The 17,922-nt window shown below is 73.9% G+C and carries 14 protein-coding genes; 10 read left to right on the top strand and 4 right to left on the bottom strand.

The genetic code is table 11. The annotated features are described in order from the left end of the window. Positions 1 to 42 precede the first annotated feature (42 nt). Positions 43 to 2,487 carry an ABC transporter permease gene (locus ACZ4UV_RS26155; protein WP_467841052.1) on the bottom strand — a complete coding sequence of 815 codons (2,445 nt, stop codon included), beginning with the start codon at positions 2,485 to 2,487 and terminating at the stop codon, positions 43 to 45. Continuing rightward, positions 2,481 to 3,338 carry an ABC transporter ATP-binding protein gene (locus ACZ4UV_RS26160; protein WP_467841055.1) on the bottom strand — a complete coding sequence of 286 codons (858 nt, stop codon included), beginning with the start codon at positions 3,336 to 3,338 and terminating at the stop codon, positions 2,481 to 2,483. Before ACZ4UV_RS26160 ends, ACZ4UV_RS26155 begins: the two co-directional genes overlap by 7 nt. Positions 3,339 to 3,503: 165 nt before the next feature. On the opposite strand from ACZ4UV_RS26160, the gene ACZ4UV_RS26165 reads away from it, so the two are divergent. From ACZ4UV_RS26165 to ACZ4UV_RS26190, 6 genes are all read left to right on the top strand, one after another. After that, positions 3,504 to 4,799 carry a sensor histidine kinase gene (locus ACZ4UV_RS26165; RefSeq protein WP_451023046.1) on the top strand — a complete coding sequence of 432 codons (1,296 nt, stop codon included), beginning with the start codon at positions 3,504 to 3,506 and terminating at the stop codon, positions 4,797 to 4,799. Continuing rightward, positions 4,772 to 5,431, top strand: coding sequence for a response regulator transcription factor (locus tag ACZ4UV_RS26170; protein WP_390045545.1), 660 nt, complete (start codon positions 4,772 to 4,774; stop codon positions 5,429 to 5,431). Before ACZ4UV_RS26165 ends, ACZ4UV_RS26170 begins: the two co-directional genes overlap by 28 nt. Positions 5,432 to 5,724: 293 nt before the next feature. Next, positions 5,725 to 7,143, top strand: coding sequence for a DUF2252 domain-containing protein (locus tag ACZ4UV_RS26175; RefSeq protein ID WP_451023134.1), 1,419 nt, complete (start codon positions 5,725 to 5,727; stop codon positions 7,141 to 7,143). A 70-nt stretch (positions 7,144 to 7,213) separates the two neighbouring features. Beyond that, positions 7,214 to 7,693, top strand: coding sequence for a hypothetical protein (locus tag ACZ4UV_RS26180; RefSeq protein ID WP_451023133.1), 480 nt, complete (start codon positions 7,214 to 7,216; stop codon positions 7,691 to 7,693). 9 nt (positions 7,694 to 7,702) lie between these two features. Next, on the top strand, positions 7,703 to 8,515 hold the full coding sequence (locus ACZ4UV_RS26185; RefSeq protein WP_390045551.1) for a hypothetical protein: 813 nt from the start codon (positions 7,703 to 7,705) through the stop codon (positions 8,513 to 8,515). A gap of 49 nt (positions 8,516 to 8,564) precedes the next feature. Further along, positions 8,565 to 8,894 (top strand): rhodanese-like domain-containing protein, encoded by a 330-nt coding sequence (locus ACZ4UV_RS26190; RefSeq protein WP_390045930.1) that lies wholly within the window; start codon positions 8,565 to 8,567, stop codon positions 8,892 to 8,894. 130 nt (positions 8,895 to 9,024) lie between these two features. On the opposite strand, the gene ACZ4UV_RS26195 is transcribed toward ACZ4UV_RS26190, so the two are convergent. Continuing rightward, the gene (locus ACZ4UV_RS26195) at positions 9,025 to 10,182 is read right to left on the bottom strand and encodes an acyl-CoA dehydrogenase family protein (RefSeq protein WP_467841061.1); all 1,158 of its coding nucleotides are present in this window, start codon (positions 10,180 to 10,182) and stop codon (positions 9,025 to 9,027) included. A 161-nt stretch (positions 10,183 to 10,343) separates the two neighbouring features. On the opposite strand from ACZ4UV_RS26195, the gene pepN reads away from it, so the two are divergent. The 4 genes from pepN (at position 10,344) to ACZ4UV_RS26215 (ending at position 15,919) form a co-directional block, all read left to right on the top strand. Next, a complete protein-coding gene (pepN, locus tag ACZ4UV_RS26200; RefSeq protein ID WP_451019213.1) occupies positions 10,344 to 12,779 on the top strand; it encodes an aminopeptidase N in 2,436 nt (811 codons plus the stop codon). 391 nt (positions 12,780 to 13,170) lie between these two features. Next, on the top strand, positions 13,171 to 13,980 hold the full coding sequence (locus ACZ4UV_RS26205) for a DUF5819 family protein (RefSeq protein ID WP_467841065.1): 810 nt from the start codon (positions 13,171 to 13,173) through the stop codon (positions 13,978 to 13,980). Beyond that, complete coding sequence (locus tag ACZ4UV_RS26210; protein ID WP_467841067.1) at positions 13,977 to 15,188, top strand: HTTM domain-containing protein; 1,212 nt, start codon at positions 13,977 to 13,979, stop codon at positions 15,186 to 15,188. The genes ACZ4UV_RS26205 and ACZ4UV_RS26210 overlap by 4 nt, the downstream gene beginning before the upstream one ends. Then, complete coding sequence (locus tag ACZ4UV_RS26215; RefSeq protein WP_451019211.1) at positions 15,185 to 15,919, top strand: TrmH family RNA methyltransferase; 735 nt, start codon at positions 15,185 to 15,187, stop codon at positions 15,917 to 15,919. Before ACZ4UV_RS26210 ends, ACZ4UV_RS26215 begins: the two co-directional genes overlap by 4 nt. A gap of 276 nt (positions 15,920 to 16,195) precedes the next feature. Here ACZ4UV_RS26215 and paaN read toward each other — a convergent pair whose 3' ends face one another. After that, positions 16,196 to 17,887, bottom strand: coding sequence for a phenylacetic acid degradation protein PaaN (gene paaN, locus ACZ4UV_RS26220; RefSeq protein ID WP_467841070.1), 1,692 nt, complete (start codon positions 17,885 to 17,887; stop codon positions 16,196 to 16,198). Positions 17,888 to 17,922 lie beyond the last annotated feature (35 nt).

Genomic DNA, 17,922 nt, shown 5'->3' on the forward strand with positions numbered 1-17,922 from the left:
GCTGCCAGGCAGGCGGAGGCCCGGAGGGCGCCGGCCCGTGAGCTATCTCACGGGCGTGGCCTTGTCTCCCCGGGGGCGCAGGGCGGGCCACGCGGTGGCGACGGCGGCGGTCGTGGCGAGGAGCGCGCAGGCTCCGGCTGCCGCGCCCATCGCCGTCCACGGCAGCCGGATCGCGGCCGGCGCCGACAGCAGGTGCAAGGCCCGCCACATTCCCGCCAGTTGGAGCGCCGCGACCAGCAGTCCCAGCAGCGCCCCGACCGCGACCACCGTCAGCGCCTCGGCGCCGACCAGCCGCAGCAGCTGCCCCCGGGTGGCCCCGGCCAGTCGCAGCGCGGCCAGCTCGCGCACTCGGTCGGCGGTGGCCATCACCATGGTGTTGACCAGGGAGATCCCGGTGTAGACCAGCGCGATGCCGAGGACCAGGAGAAGGCCGAGCCGGGTGGTCCGGTCGGTCTGCGGGTAGGTCGCCGCCACCCACCGGTCCGCCGTGAGCACCCGCCCACCGCTCGCCCGGACCGCCTCCCGCAGCCCGGCGGCCACCGCGTCCGCGTCCGCGCCGACCCGCAGGCCCACGTCGACCCGGTCGACGGCCGCGCCCCGGGCGTTGGCAGGGGTGACGTACACGCCGTTGTCGCCGGTGCCCGTCCGCAGCACGGCGGCGATCCGCAACGTCTTCCGGGTGCCGTCGCCCAGCCACACCCGGACCCGCTGCCCGACGGTGTGCCGCTCCCACTCCTCGTTCACGATGATCGAGCCGTCGTCCAGCCCGCCGACCCGGCCGGAGGCGAGCGGGAGGCGGGCGGTGGCCGCCAGCGCGGCCGGATCGGCGGCCCGCGCCTCGGACCTGATCAGGGCGACCCCGTCCTCCAGCACGTACACCGCGCTCGCCGAGGTCGCCGACACCTCGGCGCCCGGCACCGCGCGCATCGCCCGGAGCGTCGCCCCGTCGAACCCGGCGCCGTCCGGGGGCGTGACGACGAAGGCCGCGGTGGTCCGGTCGCGGGTCTCGGCGGCCCGGGCCGCGTTCAGGTTCGCGGTGGCGCCGAGCAGCGAGCCGGCGAGGGCGACGGTCACCAGCACGGGTGCCGCGACGGCCGCCGTACGAGGCACCCCGGCGGCCGCGTGCTCGCGCACCAGCAGGCCGGTGGCGCCGGGGAGCCGGGCCGGGGCCCAGGTGAGCAGCCGGACCAGCGGACGGACCAGGACGGGCGCGAGCAGCGCGGCCGCCGTGATCAGCACCATCGGCCGGCTCACGTAGGTCTTGCGGTGCAGCAGGTCGCCGGGGGCGTCGAGGAGCAGCAGTACGGCCGCGGTCAGCAACAGGCCCGCACCGCACAGCCAACGCCCGCGGGTCATCGGCCTGCCGTCCACGTCCGCCTCGCGCAGCGCCTCCGTCGGCCGGGTCCGGCCCGCCCGCCGGGACGCGGTGGCCGCGCCCAGCAGGGCGACGAGCAGACCGGCCGCGAAGGCCGCGCCGTACGGCCAGGTGTGGCCGCCGATCCGGAACCAGCCCGGGGCGAGTCCGCCGTCGGCGGTCCAGCGGGCGAGGCGGGGTGCGCCGTACCCGCCGAGCACGCAGCCCACCGCCGAGGCGGGCGCTCCGACCAGCAGGGCCTCGGCCAGCACTGTCCTGCGGAGCTGCCCGGGTGTCGCCCCGGCGATGCGCAGCAGGCCGAACTCGCGGCGGCGCTGGGCGACCGCGAAGGCGAAGGTGGACGCCACCACGAAGACCGACACGAAGCCGGTGACCCCGCCTGCGGTGCCGAACAGGGCGTTCAGCGCGGTCAGCGCCTCGCGGTCGCGGTTCGGGTCCGGGTCGGCGAGACGCCGGCCGTCGCCGGTGAGGACCTGTAGGCCCGGGATGCCCCGCACCGCGTTCCGTACGGCCGCCGGTCGCGCGGCCACGACCAGCTGGGTGCTGCGGGGCGCCAGTCGCGCCGCCCGCGCGTCGGTGTAGAAGACGGCGTGCTCGAAGCCGCGGTCGGCGACCGTGCCGACGACGGTGACGCTGCCGTGATCCGTGCGGAGGGTGCGGCCGGGCGTCGTCCAGGTCCCGGTGACGGCGACCTCGCGGGCGGTGCGCGGTGCGCGTCCCGAGGTGAGCTCGTACGGCGCGAAGGCGGCGACCGGCCAGGGGTGCCCGACGAGGTCGCCGGGCCCGTTCTCCGCGCGCACGGCGAAGGTGCGGTCGAGGGTGACCTTGCCGAGTCTGTTCAGTCCGGAGACGGCGGCGGGTGGTACGGCCCCCGGCTGTGCGAGCCGCTGGGTGCGGGTGCCGATCGGGGTGGCGACCCGCAGGGTGTCGGCGCCCTTGACGACGACCGGGGCGGCGGCGAACCGCTCCGGGGCCCGCCGTGGCGCGTCCAGCGAGGAGGCGAGTGCCAGGCCCATCACGGTGAGCAGGGCCACGCCCAGCGCGAGGGCGACGAAGCTGCCGACGAAGGTGACCCGTCGGGCGCGCAGGGTGTGCAGGGCGACGCTCAGCATGGTTGGGCCTCCGGCCTGGACGGCTGGGTCTGGGGTTCGGAGGGCGGGGTCTGCGGTTCGGAGGGCGGGGTCTGCGGTTCGGAGGGCGGGGTCTGCGGAAAAGTGGGCAGAGTCTGCGGCCCGGACGGCTGCGCCTCCAGTCCGGTCAGGCGCGTGCCGATGTCGGCGGCCGACGCGCCGGTCAGTTCGCCTACGACACGGCCGTCGACGAGGAAGACGACGCGGTCGGCGTAGGAGGCGGCGACCGGGTCGTGGGTGACCATGACCGTCGTCCGGCCCTCGTCGTCCACCATCGCGCGCAGCAGCGTCAGCACCGTGTGGCCGGCCCGTGAGTCCAGGGCGCCGGTCGGCTCGTCGCCGAACAGGACGTCGGGGCGGGTGATCAGGGCGCGGGCCAGCGCGACGCGCTGCTGCTGCCCGCCGGACAGCTCGCCCGGCCGGTGCCGGGCGCGGTCGGCGAGTCCCACCCGGCCGAGGACCTCGCGGACCCGGGCCCTCGGGGGACGGCGGCCCGCCAGCCGCAGCGGCAGCGCCACGTTCTGCTCGGCGGTGAGCGAGGGCAGCAGGTTGAACGCCTGGAAGACGAAGCCGACGCGCTCCCGGCGCAGCAGGGTCAGCTTCGTCTCGCTCAGCCCGGTCAGCTCGGTCCCGCCCAGGGTCACCGACCCGGAAGTCGGCCGGTCGAGGCCCGCCGCGCACTGCAGCAGGGTCGACTTGCCGGAGCCGGACGGCCCCATGACGGCGGTGAACGTCCTCCTCGGAAAGTCCAGGGAGACCTCGTCGAGCGCGGTGACGGCGCGGTCGCCTGAGCCGTGACGTCTGCTGACGGAGCGCAGGTTGATGGCGTCCATGGGTCCTCACATGTCGGTTCGACGGCGGCGGTACGGCCACGAAACCGTTCGGGGGCGGGGCGGCGCACTGCGGCAGGACCGAGACCCGGGGTAGGGCCAGGCATACCCCCGCTCCGGCGGCTGGACGGATGGCCGCGCCGTCCGCCCGCCGCCTACGGTGACCGCATGCAGCCCCGTCCCCGCAGCGTCTGGCAGGCCATGGCCGGGCCCGGCTTCCTGATCTCCTCCTGGCCCTGGCGGGCCGCCGGTTACCTGCTGACCGGCGCGGTGACCGGAGCCGTACTCCTCGTGGGGCTGGTGGTCGCGGTCACGGCCGGCGGGGTGCTCGCCGTGGTACTCGTCGGGCTGCCGCTGCTGCTCCTCGCGGCGCTCGCGGGCCTTCCGGTGGCCTGGCTCGAACGGTGCCGGCTGCGGCTGGTCGACCGGGAGCGGGTGTACGACCCCCATGTCCGGCCGTCCGCCCCGGGACTGCGGGCGTGGCTCGCGACCCGGCTGCGGGAGCGGGCGACCTGGCGCGAGCTCGGCCATGCGCTGCTGTTCGCGGGCCTGTTGTGGCCGGTGGACGCGCTCGCCGTGACGCTCGCGCTGCTCTGCCCGCTGTCGATGGCCGCCGCCCCGCTGCTGCTGGCCACGGTCGGCGGCGGCCGGGAGACGAAGGTGCTGAAGGCGTGGACGGTCACCGGCTGGCCGGCCGCCTTCGGCATCGCGCTGGCCGGGGTGCTGCTGCTGGCCCTCGGCGGCTATGCGCTGGGCGTGGCGGCCGGTGCGCGGGCCGGACTCGTCCGGCTGCTGATCGCGCCGCGCGAGGCCGAGTTGGGGGACCGGGTCGTCGAACTGGCGCGGTCCCGGGCGCGGTTGGTGGACGCCTTCGAGGCGGAACGGCGGCGCATCGAGCGCGATCTGCACGACGGGGCCCAGCAACGCCTGGTCGCCCTCTCGATGACCCTGGGCCTGGCCCGTCTGGACGCCCCGCCGGGTCCGCTCGCCGACCAGCTCGCCAAGGCCCAGCGGGAGGCGGGCGAGGCGCTCGCCGAGCTGCGGGAGATCGTGCACGGCATCCACCCGAAGGTGCTGGCCGACCATGGCCTGGAGGCGGCGGTGGCGGATGCGGCGGATCGGACGGCCGTTCCCGTGGACGTCGGTCTCCGGTTGCCCGGGCGGCTGCCGGAGGCGGTCGAGGCGGCCGCGTACTTCGTGGTGCGGGAGGCGCTCGCCAACGTCGACCGGCACAGTGGTGCGGGCCGTTGCGAGGTGACCGGCGGGCACCGGGACGGCCGGCTGCACCTGGAGGTGCGCGACGACGGCCGCGGCGGCGCGGCGGCCGGGGCGGGCAGCGGCCTCACCGGACTGGCGGACCGGGTGTCCGTCCTCGATGGCAGACTCTCCCTGTCCAGCCCGCCGGGAGGACCGACCCTGCTGCGTGTGGAGTTGCCGTGCGAGCCGATCGACCTCTGCGCGTAGTCCTGGCCGAGGACGGCGTGCTGCTGCGGGAGGGTATCGCGGGGCTGCTGGGCCGGTTCGGTCACGAGGTGGTCGCCGCGGTCGGGGACGCGGAGGCGCTGGTCGCGGCGGTCGGGGAGCACGCGCCCGACGTCGTCGTGACGGACGTGCGGATGCCGCCGGGCTTCCAGGACGAGGGCCTGCAGGCGGCGGTGCGGCTGCGTGCGGCCAGGCCGACGTTGCCGATCCTGGTCCTCAGCCAGTACGTGCAGCGCAGTTACGTCGCCGAACTCCTCGACTCCGGGGACGGGTCGGGCATCGGCTACCTGCTCAAGGACCGGGTGGGGCAGGTGGCGGAGTTCGTCGCGGCGCTGGGGGAGGTGGCCGGCGGGGGGACGGTGGTCGACCCCGAGGTGGTACGGCAACTGCTGCGCCGGCGCCGGGATCCGCTGGAGCGGCTGTCCCCGCGCGAGCGGGAGGTGCTCGCGCTGGTCGCCGAGGGGAAGTCGAACGGGGCGATCGCGAGAGAGCTGGTGGTCTCCGAGGCGGCGGTGGGGAAGCACATCGGGGGGATCCTGACGAAGCTGGACCTGCCGCCGGCGGAGGATTCGCACCGGCGGGTGCTGGCTGTGCTGGCGTATCTGAGGGCGTGACTTCTTTGTTCGGGGGCCTTCCGGGATGTTTTCGGCTGCGGGTGCGTCGTGGTTGTTCGCGCAGTTCCCCGGGCCCCTTTGAGGTGGGACCAGTGGCCCCACCCTTCTTGGGGGCGCGGGGAACTGCGCGAACAACCCCCACCGGCCGGTGGATATACGACGACGGTGACCCGCCCTCCCCGAACCACCCCGAAGTTGTCCACAGGGTCTGACGGCTTTCGGCCCCCACCTGTACCGTCTCCACGAGTTGATGTTCGTGCGTGTGTGCGTGGAGTACGGGGGAGGCGGTCGACGTGACCGGAGCGGAAGAGCTGACGACGGTCGGCGGGCGCAAGCTGCCCGCGCCGAAGGGCTTTGCGCAGTGGCCCCCGAAGGGCTCCCCCAAGGAGGAGGGCAAGGCGCTGCGTTCGGCGGTCCCGCGCCGCAGCCACGACGCCCTGGACCTGGACGGCTCCCGTCCCGACGCGGTGAGCGCGGTGGAGGAGTCCAACCGGGACCGCATCCCCGAGCTGGTCCCCATACGGGTCGGGAGAATGGCGGCCGGCCCCTTCGCGTTCCTGCGCGGCTCGGCCGGCCTGATGGCGCACGACCTGGCCCGCACCCCGATGACCAGGATCGCCACCCAGATCTGCGGCGACGCCCACGCGGCCAACTTCGGCCTGTACGGCGACCCGCGCGGCGACCTCGTCATCGACCTGAACGACTTCGACGAGACGGTGCTCGGCCCCTGGGAGTGGGACCTCAAGCGGCTCGCGGCCTCCCTGGTGCTGGCCGGCCGGGAGGCGGGCGCCGACGAGGACATGTGCCGCAAGGCCGCGGGTGACGCGGCCGGTGCCTACCGCCGCACCATGCGCCTGCTGGCCAAGCTCCCGGTGCTGGACGCGTGGAACGCGATCGCGGACGAGGAGCTGGTCTCCCACTCCGACGCCCACGACATGGTCGGCACCCTGCGCCGGGTCTCGGAGAAGGCCCGCGCCAACACCAGCGGCCGGTTCGCGGCCCGCTCCACCGCGCCCACCGAGGACGGCGGCCGCCGCTTCGTGGACGCCGTGCCGGTGCTGCGCCGGGTCCCGGACGCGGAGGCGGAGGCGGTCACCGCCGCCCTGGAGCACTACGTGACCACGCTCTCCGAGGACCGCCACCCGCTGCTCGCCCGGCACACCCCGCACGACGTCGCCTTCCGGATCGTCGGCACCGGCAGCGTCGGCACCCGCTCCTACGTCGTCCTCCTCCTCGACCACCGCGGCGAGCCGCTGATCCTCCAAGTCAAGGAGGCCCGCCCGTCCGCACTCGTCCCCCATCTCGCCACGGCCGGCTTCGAGGCGCCGGCCGTCGACCACGAGGGCCGCCGGGTGGTCCTCGGCCAGAAGCGGATGCAGGTGGTCAGCGACATCCTGCTCGGCTGGACCACGGTGGACGGCCGCCCGTTCCAGGTCCGCCAGTTCCGCAACCGCAAGGGCAGCGTCGACCCGGCCGCCCTGTCCCCCGACCAGATCGACGACTACGGCCGGATGACCGGCGCCCTGCTGGCCCGCGCGCACTCGCACAGCGCCGACCCGCGCCTGATCGCCGGCTACTGCGGCAAGAACGAGGAGCTGGACGAGGCGATCGCCGCGTTCGCCGTGACCTACGCCGACCGTACGGAGGCGGACCACGAGGAGCTGGTGACCGCGGTGCGGGCGGGACGGATAGCGGCGGAGCTCGGGGTGTGATCCGCGTGCTCTCCGGCTTCCCGTCCCCGGCTTCCGGCTTCCGGCCTCCGGTCTCCCGAGAGGTGCTGAAGTGAAGTACGTCGAAATAGGCGACGGCGCGACGGACGAGGGCGTGGCCGCGGTCTCCGTCGACCCCGGCCCCTACCTGGCGCGGCTGCCGGAACTCGCCGACGGCCTGCCGCCCGGCGCCCGTGCCTTCGCCACCGACCCGCGCCACTACGAGTTCGGCGGCCGCCGCTGCGTGAAGGACCTGCACCCGCTGGACATGCGCCGCACGGCCCCCGCCGACATCGAGATCCGCTTCCGCCGCAACTGCTACCGGCACGACGAGGACCTGATCGTCCGCTACACGGGCGTCTCCCGCTTCCAGACGGACATCCTGGGCGCCTGCGACCTCACCTCGCTCGGCGAGGTGATCCTCGACGAGATCCTCCCGCACCCCGGCGGCTGCACCCACGAGCTGGCCTGCCGCCCCGGCACCCTCGTCGTGGCCTGCACCGATCTGGTCGCCGAGTGGGTCCCGGCCACCGCCGGTGACGACAGGCCCTAGGCTGGTCGGGTGACGACCCCGGAAGCTGAGCAGTCCCAGGCACCGCGGCCCGAGGAACGGCTGGAGCAGGCCGTGCGGGCCGCCGAGCAGGCGTTGATCGAGTACGAGATCGCGGTCGAGACCTTCCGCGTCGAGGTGGAGAACTTCTCCCGGCTGCACGAACAGAAGCTCGGCCCCCTCTACCTCCGCATCGAGGAGCTGGACGCGCGGATCGCCGAGGCGAAGGCCGCCCGCACCGGCGACCCCGAGGACATCCGCGCCGCCGAGGAGGCCCGGGCCCGGGTCCTGCCCATCCCCGGCGTCGAGGAGCTGCTGCACGGCTGGATGGACGGCGACGGCCTGTTCCCGGAGGCCGTCGCGATGCTCACCGAGCAGGAGGTGCGGCCGCCGCAGCGGGTCCGCCCCAGCGAGGAGGCCCGCCGGCTCTACCGCGAGCTGGCCCGCAAGGCCCATCCCGACCTGGTGCAGGACGAGGCCGAGCAGGAGCGGCGCGAGGAGTTCCTCAGCCGGGTCAACGCGGCCTACGCCCGCGGAGACGAGGCCCTGCTGCGCGAGCTGGCCGAGGAGTGGGCGGCCGGCCCGGTCCCGCCGGAGCGCAGGCCGAGCCGGGCCGAGGAGCTGTACGCCCGCCTGGAATGGCTCTCCGAGCGCAAGGAACTGCTCGGCCTGGTCGCCAAGGAGCTGGAGAACGGCCCCATCGCCGGCCTGCTCCGGCTGGCCCCGGACGACCCCGACGGCCTCCTCGACGAGATCGCGGAGCGGCTCCGGAAGGACGTGACCGAACGCGAGGCGGAACTGGCGGCCCTGCTGACCCAGGAGTAGCCCTCCGCTCGGGTCGGGTAGCGTCGGGGACATGAACTTCGCAGCGCGTGTGCCCACGGTCGAGGTCGCGGACCTCAAGGACGGCGACTTCCTGCTGGACGTCCGCGAGGACGACGAGTGGCAGGCGGGCCACGCCGCCGGTGCCCTGCACATCCCGATCAGCGAGTTCGTGGCCCGCTACGGCGAACTCACCGAGGCGGCCCCCCAGGACGCCCGCGTCCACGTCATCTGCCGCTCCGGCGGCCGCTCGGCCCAGGTCACGATGTACCTGGTCCAGCAGGGCATCGACGCCGTGAACGTCGACGGCGGCATGCAGGTGTGGCAGGCAGCGGGCCGCGAGGTCGTCACGGACGGGGGAGAACCGGGCTTCGTCATCTGAGAAGGCCGCGCTGAAGCGCCCCTTCAGGGGCGCTGGGGGTACCCCGGCCGAAGGCTGGGGGAGGAACTGCGCGGCCAGCCCCCATCCGGCCCGCGGATCACATACGACCGAGCGCCCCCCTTCCCATCCCCTACCCCAGTGGATGCGCAGCCAGCAAATCCCCCAACGCCTCCTCATGCGCCCCGGCCCCCCCGAGCGCCAGCTCGATCTGCTTCGCCCACGCGTGGTACCGGTGCAGCACATACTCCGTGTCGGCCCCGAACCCCCCGTGCAGATGCTGCGCGGTCTGCACCACCCGCCGCACCCCCTCGGCCGCCCAGATCTTCGCCACCGCCACGTCTCCGGCCGCCGGCAGCGCCCCGGCCGCCCCCGACGCGATCCGCCACGCCGCCTGCCAGAGCGTCGCCTCCATGGCCCGCAGGTCGATGTACCGGTCGGCGGCCTGTACGGCCACCGCCTGGAACGTGGCGATGGGATGCCCGAACTGCTCCCGCTTCCCGGCGTACTCGCCGGTCATCCGCAGCACCCGCTCACCCATCCCGAGCGCCAGCGCACACGTCCCGGTCACCAGCAGTTCCCGCAGCCACTCCCAGGCCCCCTCCGCCACCACCACGTCCCGGTCCGCGACCCGAGCCGACTCCAGGCGCAGCTCCCCGAGCCGTTCGCCGCTGGTCGACACCTGCTCGGCGACCGTGACCCCGGCGGAGACGCCGGACGCGCCCCCCTCGCCGTCCGGCGCCACCAGCGCCAGCACGCTCCGGTCCGTCTCGGTGCGCGCCGGTACGACGACGAGATCGGCGTCGTACGCCCACGGCACCGCCGTCTGCACCCCGTCGAGCACCCAGGTGTCACCGTCCCGCCGCGCGGTCACCGCCAGCTCGGCCGGGTCGTGCCCGGTGCGCCCGCTCGCGGCGACGGTCAGCACCAGCTCGCCCCGCCCCGCCCGCGCCGCCAGCCGGTCCAGGAGCTCCGCCGTTCCATACGTCTGTAGGGCCGCCAGGGCCGCGCCGTGCTCCAGCAGCGGCACCCGGGCCAGCACCTTCGCCGACTCCCGAAGCACCAGGCAGAGCGCGATGGCGTCCAGACCGGCGCCGCCGTACTCCTCGCCCAGCAGCAGGCTCAGCAGATCCGCGCCCGCCAGCCTGTCCCACAGCTCCCGGTCGAAGCCCTCGGCCACGGCGCCGGTGGTCAGCGCCGGGCTCGGCACCGCGTCCGGCGCCACCCCGGCGAACACCCCGCGCGCCGCTTCGGCCGCCGCCAACTGCTCCTCGGTGAAGGTGAAGTCCACGGTCCTGTCCTCCCGGCGGGTCCCCGCTGATCTGACGGTCCGTCAAGATAGAACAGGTTCTAGAAGAAGGGAACCCAAAACCCCTGCGATCACCAGCTCCTCCCGTCATAGGCTGACGGCCGCTGTCCGCCGACGGGGGCCGGACACACGAGGGAGGACACATGGGGATCCGAAGCCTGACCCGCACCGAGGCCGAGCACCGGGCCGCACTGGTCACGGTCGAGCGGTACGACATAGACATCGACCTCACCGCCCTGCCCGGCGGGCCGGAGGTCCGCTGCGTCTCCACGGTCACCTTCACCTGCTCCGAGCCGGGCGCGGAGACCTTCGTCGACTGCGCGGCCGAGGTCCGCGCCGCCACCCTGAACGGCACCCCCCTCACCCCCTCCGGCGACGGCCGGATCCCGCTGCCCGGTCTGGCCGCGCACAACGTGCTGCGCGTCGAGAGCGTCCAGGCCGACACCGCGGCCGGGGAGGGCGTGCACAAGGCCACCGACCCCGCCGACGGCGAGGTGTACGTCTGGACGAGCTTCGAACCCGACGAGGCCCGGTTCGTCTGGGCCTGCTTCGACCAGCCCGATCTCAAGGCCCCGCACGCCTTCACCGTCACGGCCCCGGCCGCCTGGACCGTCCTCAGCAACTCCGGTGACCCGCGGATCGAGGAGCAGGGCGCGGCCCGCCGCTGGAGCTTCCCGGACACCCCGCCGCTGTCCGTGTACAACACCGTCGTCAACGCCGGCCCCTTCCACGGGATCCGCCGCGAGGCCGACGGCCACGACCTCGGCATCTACGCGCGCCGTTCGCTCGCCGAGGTCCTGGAACGCGACGCCGACGAAATCTTCACCCTCACCCGGCAGGGCCTCGCCTTCTACGCCGAGGCCTTCGCGATGCCCTTCCCGCAGCGCACGTACGACCAGGTCTTCATGCCCGAGTTCGGCGGCGCGATGGAGAACTACGGCTGTGTGACGTGGTCTGACGCCTTCCTGCGGCGGGCCGAGCCGACGCCCGCCGAGCGCGAGCTGCTCGCGGTGGTGCTGCTGCACGAGATGGCGCACATGTGGTTCGGCAACATCGTCACCATGCGCTGGTGGGACGACCTCTGGCTGAACGAGGCCTTCGCCGAGTTCGCCTGCCACTGGGCCGCTGAGGGCGCCACCCGCTACACCGACGCCTGGGCCGGCCATCTCCTCAGCGGCAAGGTCAGGGCGTACCTCTCCGACCAGGGCCCGGTCTCGCACCCGATCCACCAGCCCATCCACGACGTCGCCCAGGCCGCGTCGATCTTCGACAACATCACCTACCCCAAGGGCGCCTCCGTCCTGCACCAGCTGATGACCTACGTCGGCGAGGACCGCTTCCGCACCGGCATGGCCGCCTACTTCGCCCGCCACGCCTGGGGCACCACCACCCTCCAGGACCTGATCGACGCCCTCGCCGAGGCCGGCGGCCGCGACCTGACCGGCTGGCGCAAGGCCTGGCTGGAGACCGCCGGCACCGACCGCTTCACCCTGGAGCACGACGGCGACACCCTCGCTCTGCTCGCCGACGGCAACCCGCGCCCCCAGGTCCTCGCGGTCGGCGCGTACGACCGCGCCGGCGACGCCCTGGAACGCACCGCGCTGGTCCGCGTCGAGGTCACCGAGGCCCGCACCCCGGTCACCGGCCTTCCCGCCACGTCCGACCTCCTCCTGGTCAACGACGATGACCTCACCTTCGCCACCACGCGCCCGGACCCCACCGCCCGGGACACCCTCTTCCGCGCCGCGGCCCAGCTGCCCACGGCGATCTCGCGGGGCGTGGCCGCCGCCACCGTCTGGGACATGCTCACGGCCGGCGAGGCCACGGCGGCCGAGGCCGGCCACTGCCTCACCGCGGTTCTCGCGGCAGAGACGTCCGACGCCGTGATCGAGCCCTACCTCACGCTCGTGACCAACATCGCCGAGCTCTGGGCCCCGCCCGCCGAACGCCCCGCGCTGACCGAGGCCGTGGCCGCGGTGTGCCGGCGGCTCGCCGCCGACCCGGGCCGCCGCCAGGTCGCCCTGCGCGGCCTCGCCCGCACCGCGACCGGCGCCGAAGACCTGGCCTGGCTCCGCGAGCAGGTCGGCGACGACGTCGACCTGCGCTGGCGCGCCCTCGTCCGCGAGGCCGAACTCGGCGGCGACGTCACCGCCGAGTCCGCCGCGCTGCTCGAACGCGACGCCGACCCCGACGCCTGGGTCCGCGCCCTCACCGTCCGCGCCGCCCTCCCCGATCCGGCCGCGAAGGCCGAGGTCTGGCAGCGGCTGACCGTGGACCGCGAGGTGCCCGTCGCGTCGGTCTCCGCGGTCGCGGCCGCCTTCTGGCGCCCCGGCCAGGACACCCAGCTCGCCCCCTACGCCGAGCGCTACCTGGACCTGATCCCCGAACTGCACCAGGGCGGCATGATCCCGGCGATGACCTACACCTCCCACCTCTTCCCGTCGTACGCCGTCGATGCCGAATACATCGAGAAGGTCCGTCAGGCGGCCCGGGAAGCGGTTCCCGTGGTCCGCAAAACCCTTCTGGAACGCTCGGACGCCGTCCGCCGCATGCTCGACGCCAGGATCGCGAACGCCTGACCCCGGCGGGGCACAGCCCGGCCGGGCCGTGCCCCGCCCGATCGTTCGGTTCCGGCCAATCCCATGGTCGCCGTGCTCGTACCGACGATCAACCCCTGTGGAAAACCTCGGCCGCGACCTGTGGAAAACTCGCGGAAGTGCGGTCGGTGGACGCGCTCGTACGCCGTATGACCTGCGGCGATCTCGGACGTCGGGCTCTGGCGCCCCGGACCGGAAGGGCCGACGGCCCTGCCCGGAGTGGTGATGGCCACGCCGGCGGCCTCGTCCCCGGGGCTGCGCCCGGTGGCCGGTGCTGAGTACCGTTCCGTGCGAGTGCCGGGCAGCGGCACACCGGGCGGTGCCGGATCGGCGGCCGCCCGGACGACGCGGCGGAATCGGGGAACGGGGCGGCATGGACGACGCGTACGACGAGGGCGTGGACGCCCGGCACGGGCCGGACGCCCCGAGCGGGACGCGTGCGGAGCCGGAGCCCGCCTCACCGGCCCGTCCGGCCCCTCCGGAACAGCCGCCACCCGGCCCACCGGCCGCACCGGCGGAGTCCCCCACCCTCCCCCGTACCGGCGTCGCCGCCCTCTCCCCCCGCTACCAGGTCGGTGCGGCCCTCGCCCTCGCCCTGGTCGCGGTCGCCGCGTGCGTGCACCTCGGGATGGTGTTCCTGAGCGTGGCACCGGCGAACACGGTGACCAAGCAGCACGGCAAGGCGATCGAGGACTGGGTGTACCCGGAGTTCGAACAGAACTGGAAGCTCTTCGCGCCGAACCCGCTGCAGCAGAACGTCGCCGTGCAGGTGCGCGCCGATGTGCTGATGCCGGACGGCACCACGAGCACCACCGGCTGGAACGACCTGTCCGCACAGGACGGCAGGGCCATCGACGGCAGCCTGGTGCCCAGCCACACCGTGCAGAACGAGCTGCGCCGGGCCTGGGACTTCTTCACCTCCACGCACGGCACCGACAACCGGCCGATCGGCCTGCGCGGCTCCCTGTCCGAGCAGTACCTGCGGCGGATCGTCGTGATGCGCATGTACAAGGGGGACGCCACGAGCCGGAAGGGCACCATCGAACGCGTGCAAGTGCGCTCCAGTACCACCAACGTGCCCCCGCCGGACTGGAGCGGCGAGAAGGTCTCCGACACACCCGTCTACCGGGTGCTGCCCTGGTGGACGGTCACGAAGGACGAAGCGATCGGCGGTGTGCGGTGAACCGTCTCGCCCTGTGCCTGTCCCGTGCCATCGCCCGGGTCACCGAGGCGGCGCTCGGCCCGTACCAGACGGCCGTCGTCCGCATCGGCTTCGCCACCACCTGGTTGCTGTTCCTGCTGCGTGAGTACCCGCACCGCCAGGAGCTGTACGGCCCCCATGCCACCTGGAGCTTCGACCTCGCACAGCAGCTGACCGCCGACAACCACGCCTTCACGGCGCTGCTGGCCTCCGACAGCCAGGTCTTCTTCGAGGTCTTCTACTTCCTCGCCGTCGTCTCCAGCGCGCTGCTGCTGGTGGGCTGGCGGACCCGGGCCACCTCGCTGTTCTTCATGATCGGTGTGCTGTCCCTGCAGAACCGCAGCGTCTTCGTGGGCGACGGCGGCGACAACGTGCTGCACCTGATGTCCTTCTACCTGGTGTTCACGCGCTGCGGCCAGGTGTGGTCCCTGGACGCCCGCCGGGCGGCCCGCGCGAGCGCCGCACGCGCGCGGGGCCTGCGCGTGGCCCCCGACCTGGCGGGTCCCGCCCTGTGGGCGGCGTCGGGTCTGGTCCTGCTCGCGGCGGCCCTCACCGGCCGCACCGGCGGTGGCTGGCTGGTCCCGGCCGTGCTGTGGGCGACCTGGGCGGGCACCGCCCTGTGGTGGGCGGCCGGCCGTCGCGGGCGCACGTCCGAGCCCCGGATCCTGCTCGACGTCGTCGCGAACATCCTGCACAACGGCGCCCTGTTCGTGATCATGGCCGAGGCCTGCCTGATCTATGCCACCGCCGGCTGGTACAAGATCCAGGGCTCCCGCTGGCAGGACGGCACCGCCGTCTACTACCCGCTCCACCTGGACTACTTCTCGCCCTGGCCGGCCCTCGCCGACCTGCTGTCCGCCAACGGCACGATGGTGATGCTGGTGACCTACGGGACGGTCATCGTGCAGGTCGCCTTCCCGTTCACGCTGTTCAACCGGCGGGTCAAGAACGTGCTGCTGGCCGTGATGATGACCGAGCACGCGGTGATCGCGGTGGTCCTCGGGCTGCCCTTCTTCTCGCTGGCCATGATCGCGGCGGACTCCGTCTTCCTGCCGGCCCCCTTCCTGCACCGGGTCGGCGGCTGGGCGGCACGAGCGCGCGACCGGGTTTCCCACCGGACCGCCCCGGAGCTGCCCGCGCAGCGCTCGCCGGAGCCCGACGAACAGCCCCGCGTAGGCTTCGGGGCATGACGGACCCCCTCGACCACTGGGCGCGGCTGGCCGGCTCGGCCGTCCTCCTCGACGGCTTCCACGCCCTCAAGCACGCGCTGCGCTTCGGCGCGGAGGTGCCGGTGGCGGTCACGGCGGACCGGGCGGCGGCGCTGGCCCTGGCCGAGGAGCTGGCACCGGACGTGCGGGAGGCGCTGGCCGCGTTGCTGACGGAGGTGCCCGCGCAGACGTACGCGTCCCTGGTCCCGCGCCCGCACCCCACGGCCGTGGCCGCCCTGGCCGTACGGCCGCCCCGCGAGGCGAACCTGCGCGAGCTGGCCTGCGTCCCGCGCACGGCCCCGATCGTGGTCCTCGACGAGCCGCGCAACCTGGGCAACGCGGGCGCGGTGATCCGCCTCGCGGCGGGCTTCGGGGTGACCGGCGTCATCACGACCGGCACCCTCGACCCCTGGCACCCGACGGTGGTCCGCGGCGGCGCGGGCCTCCACTTCGCCACGGCGGTGGAACGGCTGACGGTGGCCGAACTGCCGAAGGGCCCGCTGTACGCGCTCGACCCGGAGGGCGAGGACATCAGAGCGGTGAAACTCCCCGACGACGCGATCCTCGCCTTCGGCTCCGAGCGGACCGGGTTGTCGGGGGAGCTACGCACACGTGCCGACCATCTCCTACGCTTGCCGATGCGCCCCCAGGTGAGCAGCTACAACCTGGCGACGAGCGTGGCGATGACCTTGTACCACTGGAGTGCTTTGTAGGAGGCGGGACCGGAGCGCCCCGAAAGGGGCGCTGGGGGTACCCCCGGCCGAAGGGCTGGAGGAGGAACTGCGCGACCAGCCACAACGGTGCCGCACCCGCCCAACGACCGTCCGCCGCAACGGCGGGTGCCGCCCGGTTCGGCACCGCCGGTCAACGCCGTCGTGGCGGAGCGCCGTTGCGGCGGCCGAAGAGACGGCGGAGACCGACGAACTGGTGACGGCCTGGACAGGAACCGATGCCCACCGGAAACGTCGGCCGCTCGCGCGCCCCGCGCGCTACGCCTCCCTGCGCACCTCGATCACCCGGAACCGGTTCGCCACGAACGCCCCGTCGCACAGCGCCGCGTTCGCCGCCGGGTTGCCGCCCGAGCCGTGGAAGTCGGAGAAGGCGGCGGTCTGGTTGACGTACACCCCGCCCACCAGGTTCAGCGACAGCTGGGCCGCCTCCTCCAGGCAGACCTCCTCCACCGCGCGCTCCACGTCGGCGTCGACCGTGTACGCGCCGACCGTCATCGCGCCCTTGTCGCGGACCGTCCGCCGCAGCAGCTCCACGGCGTCGGCGGCCGAGTCGACGGCGACGGCGAAGGACACCGGGCCGAAGCACTCGCTCGTGTAGGCGGCCTCGTCGTCCGGCTTGGCGCCGTCCAGCTTCACGATCACCGGCGTGCGCACGACCGCGCCCGGGAACTCCGGGTTGGCGATCTCGCGGGAGGCGAGGGCGACCTCGCCGAGCCCGGCGGCGGCCTCAAGACGGGCCTTGACGTCGGGGTTGACGATGGCGCCGAGCAGCGCGTTGGCCCGGGCGTCGTCGCCGAGCAGGCCGTCGACCGCGCGGGCGATGTCGGCGACCACCTCGTCGTACGTCCGCGGGCCTTCGTCGGTGCGGATGCCGTCGCGGGGGATCAGCAGGTTCTGCGGGGTGGTGCACATCTGGCCGCTGTAGAGGGAGAGCGAGAAGGCCAGGTTGGAGAGCATCCCCTTGTAGTTGTCGGTCGACTCGACCAGGACCGTGTTGACACCGGCCTTCTCGGTGTACACCTGGGCCTGCCGGGCGTTGGCCTCCAGCCAGTCGCCGAAGGCGGTCGAGCCGGTGTAGTCGATGATCTTGATTTCGGGACGGGTCGCGAGCGTCTTGGCGATGCCCTCGCCGGGGTGTTCCGTCGCCAGTGCCACCAGGTTCGGGTCGAAGCCGGCCTCGGCGAGGACCTGGCGGGCGACCTGGACGGTGAGGGCCAGCGGGAGCACCGCGCGCGGGTGCGGCTTCACCAGGACCGCGTTGCCGGTGGCGAGGGAGGCGAACAGGCCCGGGTAGCCGTTCCACGTCGGGAACGTGTTGCAGCCGATGACCAGCGCGATGCCGCGCGGGACCGGCTTGAACGTCTTCGTCAGCGCGAGCGGGTCGCGCTTGCCCTGCGGCTTGGTCCACTCGGCCGTGTCGGGGGTGCGGACCTGCTCCGCGTAGGCGTAGGCCACCGCTTCCAGGCCGCGGTCCTGGGCGTGCGGGCCGCCCGCCTGGAACGCCATCATGAAGGCCTGGCCGCTGGTGTGCATGACCGCGTGCGCGAACTCGTGCGTCCGGTCGCTGATCCGCTTGAGGATCTCCAGACACACCACCGCACGCGCCTCCGCGCCCGCGTCACGCCACGCGCGCTGCCCGGCCCGCATGGCCGGCAGCAGTGTGTCGACGTCGGCATGCGGGTAGGTCACGCCCAGCTCGATGCCGTACGGGGAGACCTCGCCGCCGGTCCAGTCGTCGGTGCCGGGCTGGCCGAGGTCGATGCGGTTGCCGAGGAGGGCGTCGAAGGCGGCCTTGCCCGCCGCCGCGTCCAGGCTGCCGTGCTCGCCGTAGGCCTTGGGGTGCTCGGGGTGGGGGGACCAGTACGCGCGCGTGCGGATCGCCTCCAGCGCCTGGTCAAGCGTGGGCCGGTGCTTGACGATCAGCTCGTGCGCGGTGAGTTCGGCGGTCATGCGGGACCAACTCCTCGTCTGATGAGCTTCCCCTT

This window comes from Streptomyces sp. NPDC028289 (assembly GCF_055565975.1).

Excerpts from the sequence above, each read along its gene's own strand:
- ACZ4UV_RS26155 (WP_467841052.1), bottom strand. The coding sequence starts at position 2,487 with ATGCTGAGCGTCGCCCTGCACACCCTGCGCGCCCGACGGGTCACCTTC.
- ACZ4UV_RS26160 (WP_467841055.1), bottom strand. The coding sequence starts at position 3,338 with ATGGACGCCATCAACCTGCGCTCCGTCAGCAGACGTCACGGCTCAGGC.
- ACZ4UV_RS26165 (WP_451023046.1), top strand. The coding sequence starts at position 3,504 with ATGCAGCCCCGTCCCCGCAGCGTCTGGCAGGCCATGGCCGGGCCCGGC.
- pepN (WP_451019213.1), top strand. The coding sequence starts at position 10,344 with ATGGGGATCCGAAGCCTGACCCGCACCGAGGCCGAGCACCGGGCCGCA.
- ACZ4UV_RS26205 (WP_467841065.1), top strand. The coding sequence starts at position 13,171 with ATGGACGACGCGTACGACGAGGGCGTGGACGCCCGGCACGGGCCGGAC.
- ACZ4UV_RS26215 (WP_451019211.1), top strand. The coding sequence starts at position 15,185 with ATGACGGACCCCCTCGACCACTGGGCGCGGCTGGCCGGCTCGGCCGTC.
- paaN (WP_467841070.1), bottom strand. The coding sequence starts at position 17,887 with ATGACCGCCGAACTCACCGCGCACGAGCTGATCGTCAAGCACCGGCCC.